The organism is Rossellomorea vietnamensis (assembly GCF_025398035.1).
GTDB lineage: Bacteria > Bacillota > Bacilli > Bacillales > Bacillaceae_B > Rossellomorea > Rossellomorea vietnamensis_B.
This window is the reverse complement of sequence record NZ_CP104558.1, coordinates 4038456-4058652: the sequence shown is the minus strand read 5'-3', so window position 1 is coordinate 4058652 and position 20197 is coordinate 4038456. Positions and strand designations below refer to the sequence as shown.

Below are 20197 nucleotides of genomic sequence, written 5' to 3'. Positions count from 1 at the left end.
CTCTGCTATTTAAAAAGCTTACCCTATTCTGGATAAGCCAACTTATACTAAAAATGATCTTTAGAATTCATTACTTCACACATGAAAAAGCCAATACGACTGGAATCCGTTGCCTTCTAACAAATTCCTCTTCGCTACTAAAATGCTCCCGTTTTGGTGTACCCTCTCGCAAATCCAATATGGTAAAACCAGCTTGTCTAAGTGCTGAAAAATATTGTTCAATTGTGCGGTGATACTTCACCACTACTTGATCAATCCAGGGCTCTTTTCTTTCACCATCATGGAAATAATCATCGACAATCCAATTACCACGTTTATCACCGGTTTGCTTACTCGCAAATGACGAAGTGGTAAGGGGATGCTGGATACTAAACACAAATCTGCCGCCTTCTTTAAGCGTTTTATTTACATTTTGGAACAGGTGGTTAATGTCTGAAACATAATGGAAAGCGAATCGGGACGTTACAAGTTCAAATGCATCTTGCGGATAATCATACGTTTCCATGGTTTCATTGTGTATTGTTCCTTTTTGTTCAAGTAAGTTAGACCGAGCAGCTTCCACCATTTGTGCTGAACCTTCTACTCCTGTATAGTTTTTTGCCCCTTTAAGGATGAGTTCTTTTCCGAATGAGGCATCACCACACCCTAAATCTAAGATGCTTTTATTTTGAATACTTCCCATTAATTCATGAATAATTGGACCTTCAATGGCATTGTTTGGACTGTCTGGTCTATTTCTTCTTTTCATATAATTCGAAAAAAAATCCGTTTGATCATAAACACTAGCTCCTCTGAATTCCATCGAAACATCTCCCAATCTACTACTTTTTTATTAATTTCTGTCATCGCGTAATACACAAATTAATGTATTCTAACACGAAATTTAGTGAATAAACAAGCATTAATTTCCTAATTTTCAAAAAAATACATCTAAAAGAGCCACGGAGACAGGTGCCGTGCTCCTCAAAATTAGTATTTGTTCCAATCTACCATTCGACGGGGATGGATATTTGGTTTTCGTTTTCTTCGATATTCACATGCATACTTAGACATTTATCTTCACTTCACAACTTTATTTTTGAAAAAAATTATAAAACTTTTTTGAATGAGTAACAAAATTTTTCGTAACCCATTTTAGTTTCATAAAATCTGTGTGCTTCTTCGCGAAATAAGCCTGATTCTAACGCGACGATCCCACACCCGTTTTGAATAGCATATTGGTGTATATATGAAAGTAATTGTTCACCGTATCCTTTGGAACGTTGTGAAAATTGAGTAACCAAGTCATAAACAAAAACATGCTTCCCATAATAAAAGTTGGTTCGAATTGCTATTCCTGTTACTGCAACAGCTTTTTCATTAACATATATCGCAAACAGCTTATATCCTTCTTCTCTCATACTTTGGAGAAATCCAATATATTTGCTTTTGTTCAGATCGGTTCTTAATTCGTTTAAAACCGGAAATGCTTCTAGCCATTCCTTCTCTTCTATTAATTCTTTTATCATTCCATTCACTCCAAATAAATATTTTTCAACATAAATATAAATTCTTTCTTCCAGAAAACAAGGTTAAAAGCTTCCGCCATCTTCTTCAAAAATCCAGGCAATGATACACCACTATCAATATAGTACAGCTCCGTAATAACTAGAATGCACAATGCCAGTAAGACAGAAATAACAAGAACCGCTGACCACATTCTGCTATCTTTATATTTAATATTTCTATGCTTCTTCTTTCTATATAAACTCTGGGCAATTCGAAGCCGTTGATTTTTGTCTTGTTTGCCGGAATTCATAGTATCTATCCCCTTCCGTCAACGATTAGGGTGATTACTTTTACTTATGACCCATTTAACAGCGTCCAAAAGATTTTCAGCAACATAATCCGGATCAATATCTGCCCAGTTTTCCCTGTACTGATTTAAAGAACCCTGTCCCCATCCCGTAAGCACTAAAACCTTCATGGCTCCAACAGAATGAGCTGCCAACATATCCGTTGAACCAACGTCACCGATAAATACAGTTTTAGTTAAATCCAACTTATGTTTTTGTGATGCTTCTAAAAGCATCCCTGGTTTTGGCTTATGACAATGGCAGTCATCTTCTGAGGTATGAGGACAAATAAAGGCATCATCAAATCCATAAGATTGAAATTCCTTATAAAAATCATCGAGAGTGGCTTCACCCCTGCTAATTCTATGCTGATTCGTACAGACAAATGTTTTAATAGAATGATCCTTTAACAATTGTAAGGCATCTCGACTGAACGAATACGGGGAGAAATCTTTCGGATGAATAAAGTGTCCCGTACCACCAATCGTTCCATCACGGTCAACGAAAACGGCTTCAATGTTCATTGGTTTGGTACTCCCCCTATGGTAGACAAATTAGCTCTTACTTTGTACTTCACTTAGAAATTCTAATAGGACATCCGTATACAAATCAGGTTTCTCCACATGAACTAAATGAGACGCAAATGGAATGACACACACATGTATGTGACTATGTATGTTCCGGTATTTGGCGGCAGTTTCAACTTCTGCTGGATTCCCTTCACCCACCATAAAGAGGATCGGAGCACTTATGTTATCTAAGTCAGATGTATATTCAAATGGGTACCAGTTTTCGTCCCTGGCCATATAAATAAACTGTCTCCAGTCGGATTCGTGCTGCAGATCCAATTGCTTGGTGAATTCGCTATTTTCCAATACTTCTCTTTGGAATTGAACATCTTGCGCATGCATGTCCGCCCAATTATCCGGCTTATCAGAGGTAATACCAGACAAAGTTAAGCTTTGTAATCGCTCCGGGTATTTCTTGGCAAATCGCAAACCCACTAGCCCTCCCAGTGAGCACCCCACTAAATGCAGTTGATCAACTTGTAAATGATCAAGCGTTTCCTTCAAATCATCTGCAGCGTCTTCGAAATAGTTGCTGAAATCATCACTTACTGACTTTCCATGTCCCCTTAAATCTGGTACTATGACTTTCATGCTTTCTTGAAGTACCTCTCTTTGTTTCTCAAAATCAGTAGTCCCAGTTTGTAACCCCGTATGGAGAAAAACAATCGTTTCCCCTTCTCCATATACTTCTGTATGTAAAATCATTTAATGTCCTCCCAATCATTTTTATTAAAACCCGTCATTTTAAAACTTCCCACTCTTCATAAACCTCTGCGTTCAGCCCCAGCTCATTGGTTTCCAACCACTCAAAAGCTTTTATCACTAAAGGGGATGCGTTTTCCGGAGTTACCTCATGTTCGGATACCCACACAGCTCCTAATGAATCTTGTCCTTCAAACTGTTCTGGAATGCCTATTTCCCCACCGATCTTTCTCACAGAATAATAGACGGCAATATGATGAACATTGGTAAAATCTCTCCACACTGAAGGAAATTTGAAATCACTAACCCCGATTTGTTCCTCGATTTCAATCTCTATACCTGTTTCTTCTAGAAACTCTCTCCTCATCGCTTCTGCTAAACTTTCACCTTCTTCCAAACTACCTCCAGGTAAGTCAAACCGATTAATATAGGGGCCCCCACCTTTATGTATTACTAAGAGTTTGCCATTTTTTATATAGATGCCATATACACCGAAAGCTCTATGATACTTTTTATCTGACATACTTATTCGTCCTCCCTAAGAAGTGATCCTTCACACTCGTTAGTAGTTCTTGTATTCTATTCATCAATACCATCTCATTCCCCCACCAATTAAGAACGACAAGGTACAATGAGTGACAGAAAAGTTAAGATGAAATTATGTAACTTACTACCAATTATTTCAAAATCAAGAAACTTACTCAAGGAAAACTTCAATAAAAAGGACTTATCCTCCCCGGACAAGCCCTTCTCCATCTATTGCTCTTTCAACATCGTATACTTCCGATAAGCCTTGTAATAACTCCCTGTCAATAAAACCACCATAAAAGCAGGAAACAGTTTCAACAGGGCGAATGGCGTTTCAAAAAGAAACGCTTTCCAGAATAAATCATTCTCCATATTCCAAAGACCATCATGATAGATTTCTGGATCCTTGTAATAGCCAAACGAATAGATGAGAAAGATCATGCCAAACCAAAAGGAATAGCCCATGAGTCGTTTATAGTATTGACTCTTTGATTCTCGGTCTGAGAAGATTTCATTTTGATCATCGCTTTCTTTCTGCCAATACCGTATCCCACTCAACCAGTACCCCTTCAGGTAGCTCCAACCGAAATCCTCATAGATCCCCTTATATTCCTCCAGCTTTTTCTTGGATAGATAATCCTGATAGTCAAGTCGCATCACATAGCTCTTATCGGTTTTTTCGAAGGTGTATATTCCCAGACCGCTGATGTTTGTGCAGCGATAACCTTTTTGTAATTGCTCGTTCAGCCAGCGTTCTTCCTTTTCAATATTGATGAACCATTTAAACTTCTTCAATCGCTTCACTTCCTTCATACAAGGATACAATGTGCAGGAGCCTTTCTTGCTCCATTTTCAAAATGGCGCTTCCTTCTGAAGTGATACTGTAAATCTTTCTCCTGCCTGAATGTCCAACAGGTTCGATCCAACCGTGTTTATTCAGGTTCTCAATCGCACCGTATAATGTACCGGCAGCTAACACAACGGTCCCATTACTCATTTCTTCAATCTTCTGCATAGCCGCATATCCGTGAAGTGGCTCACGGAGAGCTAATAAAATATAATGCATCGTTTCAGACAATGGCAATAATTTATGTTTCATGTTCTCACCCTTTTATTCAGTTCAACTATATAGTTCAGCTTACTAACAAGATAATACAGTTCAACTGAATAGTCAACCATATTTTTGAAATTCCATTAAAAAAAGCCAATTTCCGGTACATTCGGAAATCGGCTTATCTATTACCAGTGGGCTTGCAGCTTATTGCCATCTGGATCGTAAAAATGGAAAAAGGCATGACCACTATCTTCTTTTATCTCATCGACCTTCACCCCGTGATCCGTTAAGTGTTGATGAAATTCACCCAGCCTCGGGCTTGTAAAGCCAATGCTGAATTCCTGTTCCTGGTTCACTGTAAAATGGGCAAAGGTTTCATCTTCCGTTGGGATGAGGATCAGCAAGAACGGTCCTTCATTTACCTTAATGGCGGCCAGTTCTTCGTTAACATTTAATAGCTCTAGACCCAACATATCTCTGTACCAATGTGCTGACTGTTCGACATTCTTGACTGGAATTCTAATATAATGCACTTGTTCAATGAATGATTTATTCAAATCCTTCTCTCCCTTATACTGGTATATCAAGTAGTTCGCTTTCTGTATTCCCTTCTCCTTTAATTTTCCATAAAATTCCATATTATTCATCTTTTAGCCCATTCTTTGCACCATCAGTCTCTTCCTCAGGATCCCTCACTTTCCCGTCCAGGATATCGTCCAGGGGAGTGTATTGATTGTTGGGGAGTTTCTTTTTTCGGATGGCTCTAATGATAATAAACGCCGGTATGGCAAGATAAACAACAAATGCAAGTCCCATTGATAAAATTTCTTGAATGCGATTAATGATTTCCATCTACCCTTCCCCCCTTAAAGAATGAGAACATGAACCGCTCCCACCATATGCATATACAATCCTGTGAGAGATAGAACGGTCCCCAGAAGAAATGTCCACGGGTTGTCCTCTGTTTCTTTATCAAAGGTCCAGATTGTAAAGAAGGCTACCGTCAACGTGATGATTGGGAAAATGACATATTGGGGGCCGAATGCGAAGGATATCCCGCCAAAAATCAGGACAAATATGCCATAGGGATTGGCATTCTTGATACGATCAATGTATTCTTTTTCAGCAGTCGAGAAACCTTCATCATCATAGGAGTAAAATACTTGCTTCAATTGATTAAGGAGATTGACGATCTTTTTAAATACTTCCATTTTCCCCTTCACTACCTTCCTAACCGCTGGAATCAATAAAGCTCTATATCCATTTTACGTCTCAACTTTCCCTCTACCATCAAGCTTTCTTGAACTGTAAAAACACAGCAGACCAGCAGCTGCAAAAAGAAGGAACGGAATGATGACATACTCAGGCATAATGATCGTCCAATAAAGGAGATATGCGCTTATGGCAAACAGAAACCAGCTAATGATCAGTAAAAAACTTGAGGTCAGTTCTTTGAATGTATTCATGGCACTCTCCTCCCTATGAATGTTTCCGGAAGCTCTTCATATGATAATGACCCCAATCTTCTTTAAGATCATCAAAATGCACAATACTCCAAGCATTAAAAAAGGTCTGTCCCCGTTTGTTAAAAAAGAAGAGATCGTCTATACAGTAAGAGGCGTGTTGAATGATTCCGCCTGTATTTTCCCATGTAAGCACATCACCTGCTCTAATCGCTTCAGATGAGATCATGTGATAATCCTCATTTTCTAAACTTTGAAGAAACGTTTGGGGATGTACCCATTCATGTATGATCCATTCTTGTCCAGTGATAGCGAAGATTGTAGCCGATAAACAATTACTTCCTGCTGTGGATGGGAAGGTGTTTGCAAACTTAATTAAGTTTGAAGGCGTTTGGGTCGGAACATCATAGCAAGTCCACTCCTCCCATTGCTGGGCAATATCTGTTATGAGTTCTTCTTTATAACCATAAGAGAGTTCTTCCCACATCGCTTTATGAAGGACTAGATACTTCTCTCCATTCACTTCAACAACATTGTTACCAATATATGATGTGTCTACAGAGAAGTCAGAGATCGGATGAATCAATCCCCTGTTCACTTCCACTTGAATCCGAAAAAGCTCGATTTTCTTCTCAACTGGCAGCTGATTCACCCAGCCTGGAGGTGTCACCAGTACATACTTAACTTCCTTTGATAGATTCCAATATTCATAGCTGTTTGCAAGTTGTACCTGTTTATAAGTTGAATGGTTTTTGAACTCTTCGTGGGGCACCACTAGGACATTACTTAGATATTCTTTAAAAATGGCAAGGTTTTTTTCTGGGAGGAAAAAGAGGTCTTTGTCCGGCACAAATGTTTGTATCCATTTCTTCATAGTGTCTGGTGTTGGTTGGATTTTTCTTTTCACTTTCATTCTCCTCTGTTGTTCATCCTCTACGAAATTCCAATATCAGTCCATCTCCAATCTGAGAAGATTGTTTCAGCAGCTCTTTGCTGGCTTGATCAATCCAATAGTATTGAAGTGTCTCTCCAAAATACGTTTTCACCTTCCAAGCATCAACATATTCGTCAAACCCTCTTTTGACAAGCTCTGACTCGACTACTTGAATGTGAATATCAACTTCTGACTCAAGCGTTGCATTGAAACCATTTAATTGCAGGGAATAACCAGACTTCAACTGCAGCACACGCAATAGCAGCTCCACAGAAAACGTGTCAACATAGTATCCATTTAGCTTGATGGTTTTTTCACTATCTTTAATCGCGATATGTACTTCTTCATCACTATATTCGGCTTTCACATGTTGACTGCCATTTAAGTAATCAGTGAATGAAATAGGTTTACACGTTGCCCTTTCCATTACAGTGATACTTTTTCTATTGCCTATAATGCCGGAATTCAATTTTTGCACTCTCTCAATTGCTTCCCGGCCGTTGATACGAACAAACTTTACCTTCTCCGTAGTGGAACCAACCTTTTTTTCTTTTCCGTTTTCAATAAGATAAATGTCCTTTACATCTTCAGTCTCAACTATTGCCTCTGCACTTATTTTCATCGATTGTGCTCTACTCTTTTCCATATCTACATCCCTTTATTATTTGATTTCCTCCGCCAGCTCTAAAATAATCCCCTCCGGACCACGGACATAGCATAGCTTATAACTTTCTTCATATTGCTGGATCTCACTAAAGGTTTCCGTACCCTTACTTTTCAAATGGGCAACCATGGTTTCAAGATCATCAACAGCAAAGCAAATATGGCGGATACCCAATGTGTTGGGAAACGTTTGCTGAATACCATTTTCATCTGACGGTGTACGATACTTGACGAGTTCTAACCATGTATGACCGTCCGGCAATCCCATTCCTACACATGAGGTTTTCACATCTTTCATGCCAACTACCTTGTCCAGCAGTTCTCCATCCATCTCCCATTCGGCTTTTACCTCAAGTCCTAAATCAATAAAGAACTCTTTAGCCATTGAAAGGTCGTTTACGTTGATACTGATATGATCCATTCTGTTGATTTTCATGTTAGTCCTCCTATGTACTTATGCATTGCTAACAATTAACATACAAATGATCTTATAGCATCTTGTCCGCCAGTTTAATATTCTCCTTTAGATATACAGGTAGTTCAGGATGGGCAAGAATTTCTAAGGTAGTCATCCAAATGACATCATCAACTTCTTCAGTACTTTTAGCGAAAGGTTCTCCAGTTTTGTGATGGCACAGAAAAACGATATCAATTACATGGACCCCTGAGTCAGTATCAAAGGAAGAACTATTTACATATTTAAGCCCCGTAACCTCGCAACCTACTTCCTCAAAAATCTCTCGAATCAAAGTTCTTTCTAGAATATCTGATGAAACTCCTTCAACTTCACATTTCCCGCCTACGAGTGAAAGAGTGCCTCCAGCGTGTTCCTCCTTTTCACTTCTAAGGATTAATAGCCACTTTCCATCTCGGTGAATAGCACCTTCTACATTGACTACAAACATAAAGTCCCCCCTAAACCATATTCAAAATACACCTAACCTGAAATATTAACGGAGTACCAACTACGGATCAAAAAGTCTATCTAAACTTTGTCACTCAGCTACCTTCACTTTGACCTACGATAGCATCGACTACGTGCTCTACCGGTGCAGCCGCGTCAATAATCATTCCGTTCTTTGGAATGTCTTCTTTCGTCTCATGCAAACGAACTATGAGCTCCCTTTCCGACTTCTTCCCTCCAAATTCATCTTCCGGTCGAGCGTCCAGGCGTTGGTTCAATGTTTCAATATCGACCTCCAGAATAAACACACCATCAAATAGATCGATAAATTTCGGGAAGTTACGGGAACCACCGCAGAAAAATGTTACTGGCTCATTCTTGTTATCGACCAACGCTTTTACCTTATCCAAATCCCATATATGATTCTTGTGAGAGGCAGTATCGGTCTTTTCACCAGTTTCCGGATCACCTTGATAAGCCAATTCCCGGTCACCATGAATGGCTTGATAGCCCCGCCGCTGCAATTCATTACAGATCGTTGTTTTGCCAGTACAGGAAACGCCTTCGATCAAATAATTTTTGACGCCCATTTTAAAGCCTCCCTATCATTAGATAAGCCAATGATCAATTAGCTGATCTTCAGCTATTTCCCTTTAGTAGAACAACTTACGTAGTTGTTAACCCTAATAAATGGTCTGAAAACAAAATAAACTCCTCTAGATAAATAGGTGAATTCGGTGATGCTAAAGGTGTCAGCTTCACATCCGTTAAGTAAATACAAGCAGTAGAATTTACGATTGTTTTGTCAGTAATGTCTATTTCCGGACTAAGCTCGTATTCTTGCAGAGCACGCCCCAGAATAGGCTCCTCTTCTACATTTTCTGCTAGTTGCATCTGAAAATCAGCCTCGATGGTGGCAGATTGAGTAAGAAAAATCATCTTCTTTTCTGGGTATTTATCTTTTAGTTCCTCAAATTTAATTTGTAATTCTACGATTGTCAGTTTTTTAAAGTCTACCGCCTCTACTAATTCTTTACCTTTCATATTGGCGCCTCCCTATTTTCAGTAAAAGAGTAAGCATTAGTTTCTTAAAAGTTGTAACTCTCAATTCCAATTATTTCAAATATTACTTATAAAATGCAAGAAAATTTAAACAATCCCTTTCAACACTAGACCTTGGGGAAGAAGTTAAGGTTCTGGCAGGTCAAACAGTATTTATGTCGAAATTTATACATAATACGTATTTAAATGGGGGCGTAAATGATGGCAGAAGTTTTGTTGTTCCACCATGTTTTGGGTAAAACGAAGGGGATTGAAGCATTCGCAGATCAATTGAGAGATGCGGGGCATATTGTATATGTGCCGGATTTATTTGATGGCCAAATATTTTCCTCACTGGAGGAAGGATTGGGGTTTGTGAAGGAAATAGGATTTGGAGAAGTGACGGCGCGTGGCATTCGGGCAGCCGGCGACCTTTCTCAAGATGTCGTCTATGCTGGGTTTTCACTAGGTGTCCCGGCAGCACAGCAGCTCGCTCAAACACGCAATGGCTCAAAAGGAGCACTGTTTTTCCATGCATGCCTCCCAACCTCCGAGTTCGAATCTCCATGGCCAGCCGACTTGCCCGTGCAGATTCATGCCATGAATGAAGATCCTTTCTTCGTTGAAGACGGTGACATTGAAGCAGCTCGTGAACTTGTGAAGACTGCCAATCACGCTGAACTTTTTCTGTATGACGGCAAGGAACACCTCTTCACCGACAGCAGTATACACTCTTACGATGCCGACGCGACGAAACTAGTGATCAAGCGGGTTCTTGAATTTCTCGCATAGGCATCAGGAAGCATGGGGACGGTTCTTATGCTTCCTTTTTTGACTAACACGAAGCAGCAAGCCGTCCCAAGGCGGAATGTTCAGCTGATCATTTCAAGAAGATGTTTTGATGAGCGATATTAATTTATATCTTTCTTGCTCATCGTTCTTTATTTTCCCAACAATATTATCCTGAAGTAAGTATTCTCGTACTACTTCATTATGAAATATCCGTTCATAATAAATGGCATTATCGCTAAGCTCCTTGAACCACGCCTCTTTTTTTAACTTCCTTATATTTTTCTGAAATCTTATATCGTCTACATCTAATCCTCCACCCATAAATAGTAAGCCCAAGATTACACTTCCAATAGTCCCTAAAATTATCTTAACCATTCTCAGTTTAATCGCCTCTTCATCATTATTTGTTTAATAATTTTATTCATCTATCTTCATTGTTAGCCAGGGAAGCGCGGGGACGGTTCCTGTGCTTCCTTTTCGATAAGAAGGAAGCAGAAGAACCGTCCCCATGCTTCATTTATATTCCATCTTCAGAAACTCAAATGTGCTGCCATTTGTATCTTGCATAAAAGTCTCTACATCTTTAAATCCAACTTTTCTGTATAGTTTTATCGCCCTCTGATTAAAGGTTGCTACAGACAATGTGATTTTTTTAGGTTTGAATTCTGATTGTACATAGTTCATACCTGCCCTTAAAAATTCAATTCCATTACCCTTACCAGTTAAATCCGGTCTCATTCCTAAACCAATATCAAAAATTCCGTCAGCTATTTTACTGACACTGAAGAAGGCAACCAGTTCCTTATCTTTTGAAACAGCAAACATTGTATTCCCACGTTCTTCCGGGTTTAAAAATTCTTCTAAATCTTCTGCATCCGCTTCCATATCATAAAATGAATAGTCACCATCGTAATGCCAATTAAATGCAATATTTTCTGCCTCTTCTTGTGTCATAACATTAAATTTATAAATCATAAAGCCTCCTGTTTAAGTAAGAAAATCATTGTTCTATGTGCTTGCAAAATCGGTATCTCAATTCGAAGTAACGGGACAATTAGCTGATCCTAAGTCATTAAAGCCTTAGCTTAAGATGATCTGCACATTATTAGCAACATAATTCCTAAACCTTAATAGTTCATCATTCTCAAATTGACAATCATCTTTTTCACTCGAATAACAATCAATTATTTTATTGACGGTGCTGCTCAATTCTTTCGGCAAATTCGCTAAACCCCAACGTCCAGCCTCTTCCTTTGAAGAAATGACTCCTTCTTTTACATACCAAAACACTCTAATCATATTTAGCGTGCAATAAACGGGGTCTTCTTGAATGCGATCTAGACATTCTTGAAAATCTCCGACTATTGACGATAGATAATCTGAATGCGGAACTACGGGAAAGGTTTCTGCAATAGGTTCGCCTGTCACACAAATCCCCCTATTATGTAAAATAGTGATATGGGCTGCTAAATCCGGATCAGTGCCACTACCTTCACCTAAAAATTCGTGTGTGTTCCTTGCCAAATCATGTTCATACCGCTCTCTCCAGAACTCACTATAATGGAATTCAAATGGACAAGGGTGCTGCCAATCTTTTAATTGTTCCTTATTAATAAAACTGATTTCGACTGGGTATGGGGAATTGGAACAAGTCAAAAAGAATTTAGCTAACTTCCTTTTCGTTTCAACTGTATTAGATTTTTTCGTGACGACTAATAAATCAATATCGCTTTTGTCTGGATTAAATCCCCCCATTGCTAAGGAGCCGTGAATATACAATCCAGCAAGGTCATCGTTTAATATAGTAGTGAGTTCTTCTTGTATACTTGCAATAATACTTTCAACTTCAGCTGAGAACGACTCCATTAAGCTCATCTACTATTCTCCTTTTTTCATTAACCTCCCCAATACAAGACAATACTTGATTGAAGATCACCTTATGTATTTGTCCCCGCTACATTAAGAACTACTCAACACTATGTTTCAATTCTTCCTTTTAAACACTTTATTCCGTTCTATCACCGTACAACCGTTATTCTGGAATGTCTTAAGCATCGGGAGGTTGTTGTGTCCAGTTGAGCCAATGTAATAAGAAGCGTTAAAGTCTTTTTTTAAGATTTCTAGCGATTGTTGGTGGAGAAGTTTGCTTTTCCCTTTCCCTCTTTCGCTTGGAAGGATCCCGAAATAAAAAATCCTTCCCTCTTCTAACGTTCCAGGTTCTATATGAGGCATCGTGACTCCGATTGGAGTTCCATTTTCATAAGCAACCATACAAGACTTCTTATAGTTAGGACCCAGTTCCACTTCTACGCTTCGCATCTGTTCATCGATATTTAATGAAGATGGCGAATTTAGTGATCCTTCCATCGAAGCTTCCCAGACCTTTTTAAACTCGGCTAACGGAAGGTCGTGTAAATTCTTTAATGTGAATCCGCCTTGCATGTTGGATGATTCATCAAGGACTTTGTGAACAGTAACGTGTTCGTCATGTAACGTAAACTCATACTCTTTCAAAAGGGAGTCTACCTCTTTGCTACATTGACTATCCACAAGGATATTTACATTTTTGCAAGTATTAATAGATGACTCCCTCATTAAATATGGGATGAGTTGGATTAGTTCTTGGTCTGTCAGATTTTTTGTATTTTCAACCGTTACAAAGTTTTCTCCTTTTATCAATTTTATTCTTGCCATTAAATCTGAACTGAAAGCTTTTTTCATCATCTTCGCGTCACCCCTTCCCATAAACCTATACTTTCATCTTCATACCAATTATTTCAAATTCAATCATCTTACTCAAGAAAATTTTCCAATAAAAAAGAAGCTCATCCTTATTCAGGATAAGCCCAGATTTGAATTCAAGATAACCATTCGCAATGAATGAATCAATATAGTCTACATCCACGCTTCAATACAATGGACTGACTTTGTCCTTGTATCTACTTTTACTTTCTTTCCTATAGCCAAAGGGTGCATGGGATGAGTGTGGCACGTATCAAACTCAGCTAAAATAGGAATCTCTTTGCCGTCTAGTTGTTCCATAAGAATATCGATTGGCATCTTACCCGTTCCTAAATCATCAAATCCCTCATGTTTCCCCAAAATGATCCCTGACACCTTTTCAAAGATTCCGTGCAGTTTTAACATTGCAAAGTTCTTTTCCACTATCGACGCATCTTTCGCACAATCTTCTATCAGCAAGACATCCCCATTTTTTATAGGAGGGAAATAGTCCGTACCAATAAAACCATACATCGCATTTACATTTCCACCTATTAATCGACCTTCCGCGACTCCGGTGTTTCTTGTTATCCATTCATTTCGGTACAGAGTTTTTTCTTTTGTTTTGTCTAACCAATTTACAGGTTCATCAGACCAATATGTAGGCATGGGAACTTCATAAGGAAGACTGCTTTCTGTCATAAAGTAGTTAACAAAGTATTGGTACGTATCATTCACTAATGGTTCAAATTCACCAAAGGAAGGAATGAGTGCAGGACCATAATAAGTAGTGATATTTGTTTTATGATAAAGAGCAAGAAGGATAGCCGTTGCATCTGAGTAACCTACTACGATCTTCGGATTTCTTATGAACGCTTCGTAATCTATGTAGGGTAAAAGGCTATTAGAATTGGTGCCGCCTATCGTGGACATCACCATTTTGATTTCTGGATCTCGCAATAACTCATTTAATTCATTTGCGCGCTCTTTAGGGGTACCTGAGCGATATCCTTCAGCCTTTCCTGTCAAATTCCCTTCGACTATAGATAAACCTTTGCTCTCCAGGAATGATTTTGCCCGTTCATATCGTTTTCTTGCTGTAACTGTTGCTGGTGATGATGGAGTGAAGATCCCCACTTTGTCGCCTGGGTTTAATTTATTCATGGAAGCCACCGTCCTTTATTGTGTTAACAATATGTATAGTTGCACACTCAACTATCAAACGTAATATCGTTACTTGGGTAGACATCTGCAAACCAACGCAACACGCCATTATGATGGTTTATAATTTGTTGGGCCGTGATATCTTGCGAATCCCAAGTGCTGTGTGCATCTGAAATTAAAGTGACCTTGTAATCCAAACTAAAAGCTCTTCTGCACGTTGTATCTACACATGCTTCTGTTTGAATTCCCGCAATGATCAAATGTTCAATCCCTTGTTTTTTCAGTTCATCATCTAAAGAAGTATTATAAAATGAATCCGGAGTCGTTTTTTGAATGATGACATCTTGAGGGTTTGGAGTGATTTCAGGATGGATCTCCCATCCCCTTGTACTATGCTCTAATGGTTTTCCTGTTGGTGCATTATGCTGTATAAAGAATATCAATGTCTCGTTAGAGCGTGCTTTTTCTATTAGATCTTTCAAAGTTTGTAGTAATCTTTTTCCTTTGTACACAACGTTACCTTCCTGAAACATTCCATTCTGAACGTCTATAATTAGTAGTGCATTCTTCATCATTTTCCCCCTTGAAATAAAACGTACGTTGGAAACTACAATAAGATACTTTTACATTCGCCCTTCTTTAATCTATACTTATTCACACTGAACCCGTTCATAATGCTTCCCTTCCTTTGGCAAACTTCCCTCTGGAGGTGTCCAAGCGGTTTGGCAAATAGTCTTTTCATCTACCACTGAGTATGTGTAAATCCAGCCTTTTTCGTTTTCAAACTCAACCTTTAAATGATAAGGATTGAATTGCCTCCTTGTTTGATGATCAATTTTCCATTCTTGATCGGGGTATTTTTTTTCAAGAAAATAGTTTAGTTGTTCTGTCTTATGTGATACTTGATAATCAATCCAATAGGGTCGAATCACGAAGAATGAAAGGACTATTAGAGTTATTGAGGACGCGATAATGAAACTTCATTTCCTGCTCTTTTTAGGTAATAAAAATGTGATTGCAAAGAGGATCAGGATAAATACAGCACACATTGTTATTTCTAATAGCGTTATTGGATGCACGAACATTCCCCCATCATTCCCGATACCTAAATAAAGCTGCTTACTGCTTTACATATTCACCATAAAGCAACTCCATCGCTTCCATAATCTTATGGTCAGAATCCTGATGGTTTAATCGATTAGGTAAGTTAACCGCCCCTAATGCAAAGAGATAAGGGTTTTCATTGAAGTCACCCATTATACCGATATCAACAGCTGCATCTTCCAGACCACCTGTCATATGGTTTAAATGGTGCACTGGTATTTGTCCTATATTTCCCTTTTGTCTAACCAATCCATTCATGATCGGTGTCCATAAGAGAGGCTTTGTTTTGTACCCTTGATAGATACGAATCATCAAATCTAGCATTTCGTTTAGCTGAGCTTTATTATCAACATCCCTTGGGTTTTCAGTAACATGTATGGAGGGATAAAAAGACTGGAGGGACTTATTTACCCTTTCCCAACCGCCACAACATTCAACAATGCTTCTGGCAATATAGCTATCGTGGCAGGCAATCATTACTTCAACCGCTTCCCTCAACGGAAGGGTTTGCCTATTTTGTAAGTGAGGGTAAAGTTCTTTGCTATCCTCTTCTGGATTTAAGGATACTTCTTTCACAATGGCATCCCATTTAAGCAAATCATCCTCCACCCACTTCGCTACGCAAAATGCGATTGCCACTTTTGCCGCTGATGCGAGGGGGATTGTGAGCTCGCTATTTAAAGAGATCCATTCTTTATTTTCTTTTGTGGAATAGATCGTTATCCCTACTTCTCCAACCTCTACTTCTTTCATTTTTTCTATTACGTTATTCAGTTTTTTCACCTACTTCGTTTTTCTTGGACAGATATTTATTAGAAGAACCCAATCAAAGCCTTATTGAAATTAAGTATCTAGTTTTGCACCCGTCCTACCATTTTATGTAGACAGTCAATAATCAAATCCGGTCGCTCAAGGAACACAGAATGTCCTGAATGTCGCGCAAAAACTAATTCACCCTTTAAAGACAATTTACTCTGGTTGGTGATAAGCTCTTCCCACTTCTCTTCAAAAACTCGTAACTCCCATTCAGGTATGCCATTTCCTAATTCAGATTGAATCGTATATTCCTTATCCCGTCCAATTACGATTAATGGAACATCAGGAAAATCTCCTAGACTCCTGATAACTTCTGCATCTTTCGTCCATTCCTTGATCTCTGATGCCATCGCTTTATAAAGTAATGGACTCACTTGAAAGTCCAACAGTTTTTGCTGAATGGCCTTTGAAAATTGATGTTGTTTTTCCGTAAGTGAAGGCTTCAGTATTTCCAATAGTTCTTGTTCACTCTTGGTTGAATACTCCAAGCTCTTTTCAATCCACGATTCATCTGTGTCTTGGTTTAATACAGGTAGATCAAGCTTCTCTAATTCTTTTAAGTTAACAGAAGTCGAGTCCACTAATATCACTCCGGCCACCTTTTCAGGATGCACTTTAGCGAAGTGTTGAACACATAGGCCGCCAAACGAGTGTCCCATTAAATAAAATGGCTCGTCGATTTGAAAGTGGTTGAGGATTTCGGCTAAATCACGAACGGTTGATGCTGTATTTTGAATACCACTCCCAATCTCACTCTTCCCCAGTCCTTGTCGATGAAACGTTAGAACTCTAGACGATTCACTTAAATTTTCTATTACCTCATACCACTCCTCAAATGAGCAGCCCATCCCTGTAAGAATAATAACAAGCGGACCTTTATTCCCTTTAAGAAGAACTTCCATTTTGTGGTCGTTGATTTTGATCAGTTGATTAATAGCTCTCAATCCTTTCGCTATCTCTAATGTTAATTATTTCAAATTTTTCAATTTTGAGCAATGCTCGGGTTTCATTAAATTCCAATACTAAATCTTCCCCCCAAACATTTAGTTGATCGGTGAAATGGTCCCATTTTCATAAAAAAACGTCCCCTGGGACGTTTTTTTGAAATATTCTCTACCAAATACTCTTTTCAATCATTCAGCCTTTCCTTCTCATTCCATTAAAAAGAGGGGTGGAGTAGATTCATGCGGGATATAGAAATTTCATGCGGGATTTAAATTAATCATGCCGCTTACGTAACAATTGTGCGGGTTTCAGAGACTATCAAGCGAGATTTCCGATATTCATGCCACAGTGTCGAATTCTCTTTATATGTGAATACCAAGACACCACAGGGACAGGTACGCGGCCCCTATTTTAGAAACAAGAGACCTGTCCTCATTGCTACCGAAGATAATATTAGATATTATTTCAGTGGATATACCAACTCAATACCTTCCTCAGCCTTTAGCGATTGATAATACCAGTAATTGTGGTCGGCTCCATGGATGCAAAGAATCCTTTTATCAGGATACTTCTTGGCAGCCCTTTTCACACGTGCAGCCATAATATAGTGTCTGGAATTCCATACAATATTTTGAACTTCAGGGTTAACTGAATGTAACCAGTTATACATTTCTTTTGTAATAGCATCATATTCGAAAGAGTTAAAAGGGATATTCCCTTCATTCCACGCATATAGTTTTTTATCATTCCAACTCTCTAATTCTTTTTCTAATTTACTCTTTGTTTCTGCATCATATATATCAAAAGGACCTTCTTCAAATACATCCTCTTCAAACCAATTCACTGGAACAAATGCAATACCCTTTTTCTTACATAAAGGGAATATCAAATCAGGATACTCATTTTGTGTCTCTCCCAGAATGCCAAATGGTTCACCCGTATTTAAATAGAGATCCCAGCTTGATGGGTGAACTTCTCCACAAATGACATCAGGCTGAAATTCTGCTATTAATTCTTCCAATCGCGACAACGGAAAATTATACTTTTTTTGCATACCTTCATCATGAGTCATTCCTAAGATACCGACAACTGACATAGTTCCACATCCTCTATTATAGTAGCGTTTAAAACTCTTATTGTGTTAATCGACTAATTCTTCAATCATTCTCTCGTTCAACTCAAACCATTTTTCAATCTCACCCATTATGAAATTAAACCCCTGTTCTTTAAATGGGGAGGTAATCCCACTCTCCTCTATTAATTGGAGAAATGATTTGCTTCCACCCAGCTTACAAAGATTCATGTATTTCTCCCAAGCCATTGATTCATTCGTTTGGGCTTTGCTCCAGATCTGTAAGGAACACATTTGGGCAAGGGCATAGTCTATATAGTAAAAGGGTGTTGTAAATATGTGTGCTTGTTGCTGCCAGAAAGCTCCTCTTTTTAAATAGGTGTTTTCGTATTCTGTCTTGTAAGGCATATATTTGCACTCAATTTCAATCCACTTTTCTTTTCTCTCTGAAATGGATAATGAAGGGTTCTGATAGATGAAATGCTGGAACTCATCGATGGCTGCCCTATAAGGCATTGAAAATATGGCATCTTCAAGATGAGCATATCGATACTTATCAGCATCCTCACCAAAGATTTTCTCCAAGTAGGGCCAAACAAGGAATTCCATCGATATGGAATGAATTTCACAAGCTTCTTTTGTAGGCAGGATGTATTCCGGAATACGATTCCGTTGATTAAATAGATACATTTGCCAGGCGTGCCCAAATTCATGACTTAACACTTTGACATCTTTTCTGGTACCATTCAAATTCGCAAAAATATAGGGTGTTTTTTCATTACATAAGTATGTAGCATAGGCACCTCTTGCTTTGCCCTCTTTAGGAAGTAAATCGAGTAGATGATTCGTGCACAACGAATGAAAGAATTCCCCCAATTCCATTGACATTTCATTAAGAATCTCTTCAAAACTAGATACCATCGATTCAACGTCACCTTTTGGGGTTGGATTGCCGGTCCTGAAGCGAATGTCCTCATCGTAAAAGGTTAACTTATTTAAACCCAATCTGATCCGTTGATTCTCTCTCGCTTTTTCAGTAATGGGAACGATGTATTTTAAGATTAGATTCCGGAAGTCTGCTACATCTGCTTGATCATAACCGACTCTTGATAACCTGGCATAACCAAGCTCCACAAAGGAATTATGTCCCAGCTTTATCGCCATGGTGTTTCTTACCTTAATTAATTCATCAAAAATATGATCGATCTTATCTTCTAGCTGGCTGAGTAACTCGTACTTTTTTTCACCGGCTTGCTTTCTAATTGAACGATCGGCTGAATACAAAAATGCGTCTAATTGAGATAAAGTTCTATTCTCTCCACTGAATTCAACGGTTGATGTTGCCAGCAATTTTGTATAGTCACTTATGAGATTATTTTCTGTAATTAAGTATGCGATTACTTCAGAACTAACTGTATTCTGAGAAGCTTCAGCTAAGCAAACAAATTGTTCACCAAATTTCTCTTTGATTTCATCTTTGAAAGGAGAATAGGAAACGTGCTCATGAAAAAGAGCTACTATTTTTTCATAGATTGGCCAACTCTCATTGATATACTGCTGCTCTTTTTGATATGCAACATCTAAAGTATTCAAGTGACTCCTGATCTGAGCAATAGTAAACATCGTTAACACATCATTCCGAAGAAAATTGATCTGATCTATTATTTCGAACTGCTCCAAATGAGAATCACTTGCTTTGAACCTTTCTAAAAGTTGAAGTACTTTTCCTTCAAATTCTCCAATGTCTGGTCTTTTGTAATTAAGATTATGAAAATCCACCCTACTCCCCCTCTCTCTTCAAATTAATGGTAATGGACATTTTTATGTAATAATAGTCTTATATTTCAAAAAATTGAATGGTATACTAGCGATATAAGGTAAGGAATATAA

Annotated in this window: 29 protein-coding genes; 1 reads left to right on the top strand and 28 read right to left on the bottom strand. The window is 38.5% G+C overall.

The window, feature by feature from the left end; all coding sequences use genetic code 11:
* Positions 1-70: 70 nt before the first annotated feature.
* The 18 genes from N5C46_RS20790 to N5C46_RS20705 form a co-directional block, all read right to left on the bottom strand.
* The gene (locus N5C46_RS20790; protein WP_261750075.1) at positions 71-802 is read right to left on the bottom strand and encodes a class I SAM-dependent methyltransferase; all 732 of its coding nucleotides are present in this window, start codon (positions 800-802) and stop codon (positions 71-73) included.
* A 286-nt stretch (positions 803-1088) separates the two neighbouring features.
* Positions 1089-1508 (bottom strand): GNAT family N-acetyltransferase, encoded by a 420-nt coding sequence (locus N5C46_RS20785; protein ID WP_261750074.1) that lies wholly within the window; start codon positions 1506-1508, stop codon positions 1089-1091.
* 5 nt (positions 1509-1513) lie between these two features.
* Positions 1514-1798 (bottom strand): hypothetical protein, encoded by a 285-nt coding sequence (locus N5C46_RS20780; protein WP_261750073.1) that lies wholly within the window; start codon positions 1796-1798, stop codon positions 1514-1516.
* Positions 1799-1816: 18 nt separating this feature from the next.
* Entirely contained in the window at positions 1817-2359 is a 543-nt protein-coding gene (locus N5C46_RS20775) for an HAD-IIIA family hydrolase (protein ID WP_261750072.1), read from the bottom strand.
* 30 nt (positions 2360-2389) lie between these two features.
* Positions 2390-3109: an alpha/beta fold hydrolase gene (locus tag N5C46_RS20770; protein ID WP_261750071.1), complete on the bottom strand. Its 720-nt coding sequence runs from the start codon at positions 3107-3109 to the stop codon at positions 2390-2392.
* A 34-nt stretch (positions 3110-3143) separates the two neighbouring features.
* Positions 3144-3629 (bottom strand): NUDIX hydrolase, encoded by a 486-nt coding sequence (locus N5C46_RS20765; RefSeq protein ID WP_261750070.1) that lies wholly within the window; start codon positions 3627-3629, stop codon positions 3144-3146.
* A gap of 233 nt (positions 3630-3862) precedes the next feature.
* The gene (locus N5C46_RS20760) at positions 3863-4429 is read right to left on the bottom strand and encodes a DUF2812 domain-containing protein (RefSeq protein ID WP_261750069.1); all 567 of its coding nucleotides are present in this window, start codon (positions 4427-4429) and stop codon (positions 3863-3865) included.
* Entirely contained in the window at positions 4416-4733 is a 318-nt protein-coding gene (locus N5C46_RS20755; RefSeq protein ID WP_061809434.1) for a PadR family transcriptional regulator, read from the bottom strand. Before N5C46_RS20755 ends, N5C46_RS20760 begins: the two co-directional genes overlap by 14 nt.
* Before the next feature lie 140 nt (positions 4734-4873).
* Positions 4874-5245 (bottom strand): VOC family protein, encoded by a 372-nt coding sequence (locus N5C46_RS20750; protein WP_079532819.1) that lies wholly within the window; start codon positions 5243-5245, stop codon positions 4874-4876.
* Positions 5246-5327: 82 nt separating this feature from the next.
* The gene (locus N5C46_RS20745; protein ID WP_261750068.1) at positions 5328-5540 is read right to left on the bottom strand and encodes a DUF3951 domain-containing protein; all 213 of its coding nucleotides are present in this window, start codon (positions 5538-5540) and stop codon (positions 5328-5330) included.
* 14 nt (positions 5541-5554) lie between these two features.
* Positions 5555-5899, bottom strand: a complete 345-nt coding sequence (locus tag N5C46_RS20740) for a cell division protein FtsK (protein WP_261750067.1) — start codon at positions 5897-5899, stop codon at positions 5555-5557.
* A 54-nt stretch (positions 5900-5953) separates the two neighbouring features.
* The gene (locus tag N5C46_RS20735; RefSeq protein ID WP_261750066.1) at positions 5954-6154 is read right to left on the bottom strand and encodes a hypothetical protein; all 201 of its coding nucleotides are present in this window, start codon (positions 6152-6154) and stop codon (positions 5954-5956) included.
* Positions 6155-6167: 13 nt separating this feature from the next.
* Positions 6168-7058, bottom strand: a complete 891-nt coding sequence (locus N5C46_RS20730) for a hypothetical protein (protein WP_261750065.1) — start codon at positions 7056-7058, stop codon at positions 6168-6170.
* A gap of 19 nt (positions 7059-7077) precedes the next feature.
* Positions 7078-7731 carry a DUF3108 domain-containing protein gene (locus tag N5C46_RS20725; RefSeq protein ID WP_261750064.1) on the bottom strand — a complete coding sequence of 218 codons (654 nt, stop codon included), beginning with the start codon at positions 7729-7731 and terminating at the stop codon, positions 7078-7080.
* Between the two features lie 15 nt (positions 7732-7746).
* A complete protein-coding gene (locus N5C46_RS20720) occupies positions 7747-8184 on the bottom strand; it encodes a VOC family protein (protein ID WP_261750063.1) in 438 nt (145 codons plus the stop codon).
* Positions 8185-8236: 52 nt separating this feature from the next.
* Positions 8237-8653, bottom strand: a complete 417-nt coding sequence (locus tag N5C46_RS20715; RefSeq protein ID WP_261750062.1) for an NUDIX hydrolase — start codon at positions 8651-8653, stop codon at positions 8237-8239.
* A 94-nt stretch (positions 8654-8747) separates the two neighbouring features.
* Complete coding sequence (locus tag N5C46_RS20710; protein ID WP_261750061.1) at positions 8748-9242, bottom strand: AAA family ATPase; 495 nt, start codon at positions 9240-9242, stop codon at positions 8748-8750.
* Positions 9243-9318: 76 nt separating this feature from the next.
* Positions 9319-9696, bottom strand: a complete 378-nt coding sequence (locus N5C46_RS20705) for a hypothetical protein (protein ID WP_061809443.1) — start codon at positions 9694-9696, stop codon at positions 9319-9321.
* 219 nt (positions 9697-9915) lie between these two features.
* Here N5C46_RS20705 and N5C46_RS20700 point away from each other — a divergent pair, with 219 nt between their 5' ends.
* Entirely contained in the window at positions 9916-10485 is a 570-nt protein-coding gene (locus N5C46_RS20700) for a dienelactone hydrolase family protein (protein ID WP_261750060.1), read from the top strand.
* Positions 10486-10578: 93 nt separating this feature from the next.
* Here N5C46_RS20700 and N5C46_RS20695 read toward each other — a convergent pair whose 3' ends face one another.
* The 10 genes from N5C46_RS20695 to N5C46_RS20650 all read right to left on the bottom strand — a co-directional run bounded on the left by N5C46_RS20695 (position 10579) and on the right by N5C46_RS20650 (position 20086).
* Positions 10579-10860, bottom strand: a complete 282-nt coding sequence (locus N5C46_RS20695) for a hypothetical protein (RefSeq protein ID WP_261750059.1) — start codon at positions 10858-10860, stop codon at positions 10579-10581.
* 138 nt (positions 10861-10998) lie between these two features.
* Positions 10999-11460: a GNAT family N-acetyltransferase gene (locus tag N5C46_RS20690; protein WP_261750058.1), complete on the bottom strand. Its 462-nt coding sequence runs from the start codon at positions 11458-11460 to the stop codon at positions 10999-11001.
* A 105-nt stretch (positions 11461-11565) separates the two neighbouring features.
* On the bottom strand, positions 11566-12360 hold the full coding sequence (locus N5C46_RS20685; RefSeq protein ID WP_261750057.1) for an aminoglycoside adenylyltransferase domain-containing protein: 795 nt from the start codon (positions 12358-12360) through the stop codon (positions 11566-11568).
* 108 nt (positions 12361-12468) lie between these two features.
* Positions 12469-13209 carry a GNAT family N-acetyltransferase gene (locus N5C46_RS20680; protein WP_261750056.1) on the bottom strand — a complete coding sequence of 247 codons (741 nt, stop codon included), beginning with the start codon at positions 13207-13209 and terminating at the stop codon, positions 12469-12471.
* A gap of 171 nt (positions 13210-13380) precedes the next feature.
* Positions 13381-14370, bottom strand: coding sequence for a S66 family peptidase (locus N5C46_RS20675; RefSeq protein ID WP_261750055.1), 990 nt, complete (start codon positions 14368-14370; stop codon positions 13381-13383).
* 47 nt (positions 14371-14417) lie between these two features.
* Complete coding sequence (locus N5C46_RS20670; RefSeq protein WP_261750054.1) at positions 14418-14945, bottom strand: cysteine hydrolase family protein; 528 nt, start codon at positions 14943-14945, stop codon at positions 14418-14420.
* 544 nt (positions 14946-15489) lie between these two features.
* The gene (locus N5C46_RS20665) at positions 15490-16248 is read right to left on the bottom strand and encodes a serine hydrolase (protein ID WP_261752392.1); all 759 of its coding nucleotides are present in this window, start codon (positions 16246-16248) and stop codon (positions 15490-15492) included.
* 77 nt (positions 16249-16325) lie between these two features.
* Entirely contained in the window at positions 16326-17234 is a 909-nt protein-coding gene (locus N5C46_RS20660) for an alpha/beta hydrolase (RefSeq protein ID WP_261750053.1), read from the bottom strand.
* Positions 17235-17695: 461 nt separating this feature from the next.
* Complete coding sequence (locus N5C46_RS20655) at positions 17696-18331, bottom strand: hypothetical protein (RefSeq protein WP_261750052.1); 636 nt, start codon at positions 18329-18331, stop codon at positions 17696-17698.
* Between the two features lie 45 nt (positions 18332-18376).
* Positions 18377-20086, bottom strand: coding sequence for a M3 family oligoendopeptidase (locus N5C46_RS20650; RefSeq protein ID WP_261750051.1), 1710 nt, complete (start codon positions 20084-20086; stop codon positions 18377-18379).
* Positions 20087-20197 lie beyond the last annotated feature (111 nt).

What these genes read in the sequence shown, in the direction of transcription:
- N5C46_RS20790 (WP_261750075.1), bottom strand. Translation starts at nt 802, where the DNA reads ATGGAATTCAGAGGAGCTAGTGTTTATGATCAAACGGATTTTTTTTCG.
- N5C46_RS20785 (WP_261750074.1), bottom strand. Translation starts at nt 1,508, where the DNA reads ATGATAAAAGAATTAATAGAAGAGAAGGAATGGCTAGAAGCATTTCCG.
- N5C46_RS20780 (WP_261750073.1), bottom strand. Translation starts at nt 1,798, where the DNA reads ATGAATTCCGGCAAACAAGACAAAAATCAACGGCTTCGAATTGCCCAG.
- N5C46_RS20775 (WP_261750072.1), bottom strand. Translation starts at nt 2,359, where the DNA reads ATGAACATTGAAGCCGTTTTCGTTGACCGTGATGGAACGATTGGTGGT.
- N5C46_RS20770 (WP_261750071.1), bottom strand. Translation starts at nt 3,109, where the DNA reads ATGATTTTACATACAGAAGTATATGGAGAAGGGGAAACGATTGTTTTT.
- N5C46_RS20765 (WP_261750070.1), bottom strand. Translation starts at nt 3,629, where the DNA reads ATGTCAGATAAAAAGTATCATAGAGCTTTCGGTGTATATGGCATCTAT.
- N5C46_RS20755 (WP_061809434.1), bottom strand. Translation starts at nt 4,733, where the DNA reads ATGAAACATAAATTATTGCCATTGTCTGAAACGATGCATTATATTTTA.
- N5C46_RS20745 (WP_261750068.1), bottom strand. Translation starts at nt 5,540, where the DNA reads ATGGAAATCATTAATCGCATTCAAGAAATTTTATCAATGGGACTTGCA.
- N5C46_RS20740 (WP_261750067.1), bottom strand. Translation starts at nt 5,899, where the DNA reads ATGGAAGTATTTAAAAAGATCGTCAATCTCCTTAATCAATTGAAGCAA.
- N5C46_RS20735 (WP_261750066.1), bottom strand. Translation starts at nt 6,154, where the DNA reads ATGAATACATTCAAAGAACTGACCTCAAGTTTTTTACTGATCATTAGC.
- N5C46_RS20725 (WP_261750064.1), bottom strand. Translation starts at nt 7,731, where the DNA reads ATGGAAAAGAGTAGAGCACAATCGATGAAAATAAGTGCAGAGGCAATA.
- N5C46_RS20720 (WP_261750063.1), bottom strand. Translation starts at nt 8,184, where the DNA reads ATGAAAATCAACAGAATGGATCATATCAGTATCAACGTAAACGACCTT.
- N5C46_RS20715 (WP_261750062.1), bottom strand. Translation starts at nt 8,653, where the DNA reads ATGTTTGTAGTCAATGTAGAAGGTGCTATTCACCGAGATGGAAAGTGG.
- N5C46_RS20710 (WP_261750061.1), bottom strand. Translation starts at nt 9,242, where the DNA reads ATGGGCGTCAAAAATTATTTGATCGAAGGCGTTTCCTGTACTGGCAAA.
- N5C46_RS20705 (WP_061809443.1), bottom strand. Translation starts at nt 9,696, where the DNA reads ATGAAAGGTAAAGAATTAGTAGAGGCGGTAGACTTTAAAAAACTGACA.
- N5C46_RS20700 (WP_261750060.1), top strand. Translation starts at nt 9,916, where the DNA reads ATGGCAGAAGTTTTGTTGTTCCACCATGTTTTGGGTAAAACGAAGGGG.
- N5C46_RS20695 (WP_261750059.1), bottom strand. Translation starts at nt 10,860, where the DNA reads ATGGTTAAGATAATTTTAGGGACTATTGGAAGTGTAATCTTGGGCTTA.
- N5C46_RS20690 (WP_261750058.1), bottom strand. Translation starts at nt 11,460, where the DNA reads ATGATTTATAAATTTAATGTTATGACACAAGAAGAGGCAGAAAATATT.
- N5C46_RS20685 (WP_261750057.1), bottom strand. Translation starts at nt 12,360, where the DNA reads ATGAGCTTAATGGAGTCGTTCTCAGCTGAAGTTGAAAGTATTATTGCA.
- N5C46_RS20680 (WP_261750056.1), bottom strand. Translation starts at nt 13,209, where the DNA reads ATGATGAAAAAAGCTTTCAGTTCAGATTTAATGGCAAGAATAAAATTG.
- N5C46_RS20675 (WP_261750055.1), bottom strand. Translation starts at nt 14,370, where the DNA reads ATGAATAAATTAAACCCAGGCGACAAAGTGGGGATCTTCACTCCATCA.
- N5C46_RS20670 (WP_261750054.1), bottom strand. Translation starts at nt 14,945, where the DNA reads ATGATGAAGAATGCACTACTAATTATAGACGTTCAGAATGGAATGTTT.
- N5C46_RS20655 (WP_261750052.1), bottom strand. Translation starts at nt 18,331, where the DNA reads ATGTCAGTTGTCGGTATCTTAGGAATGACTCATGATGAAGGTATGCAA.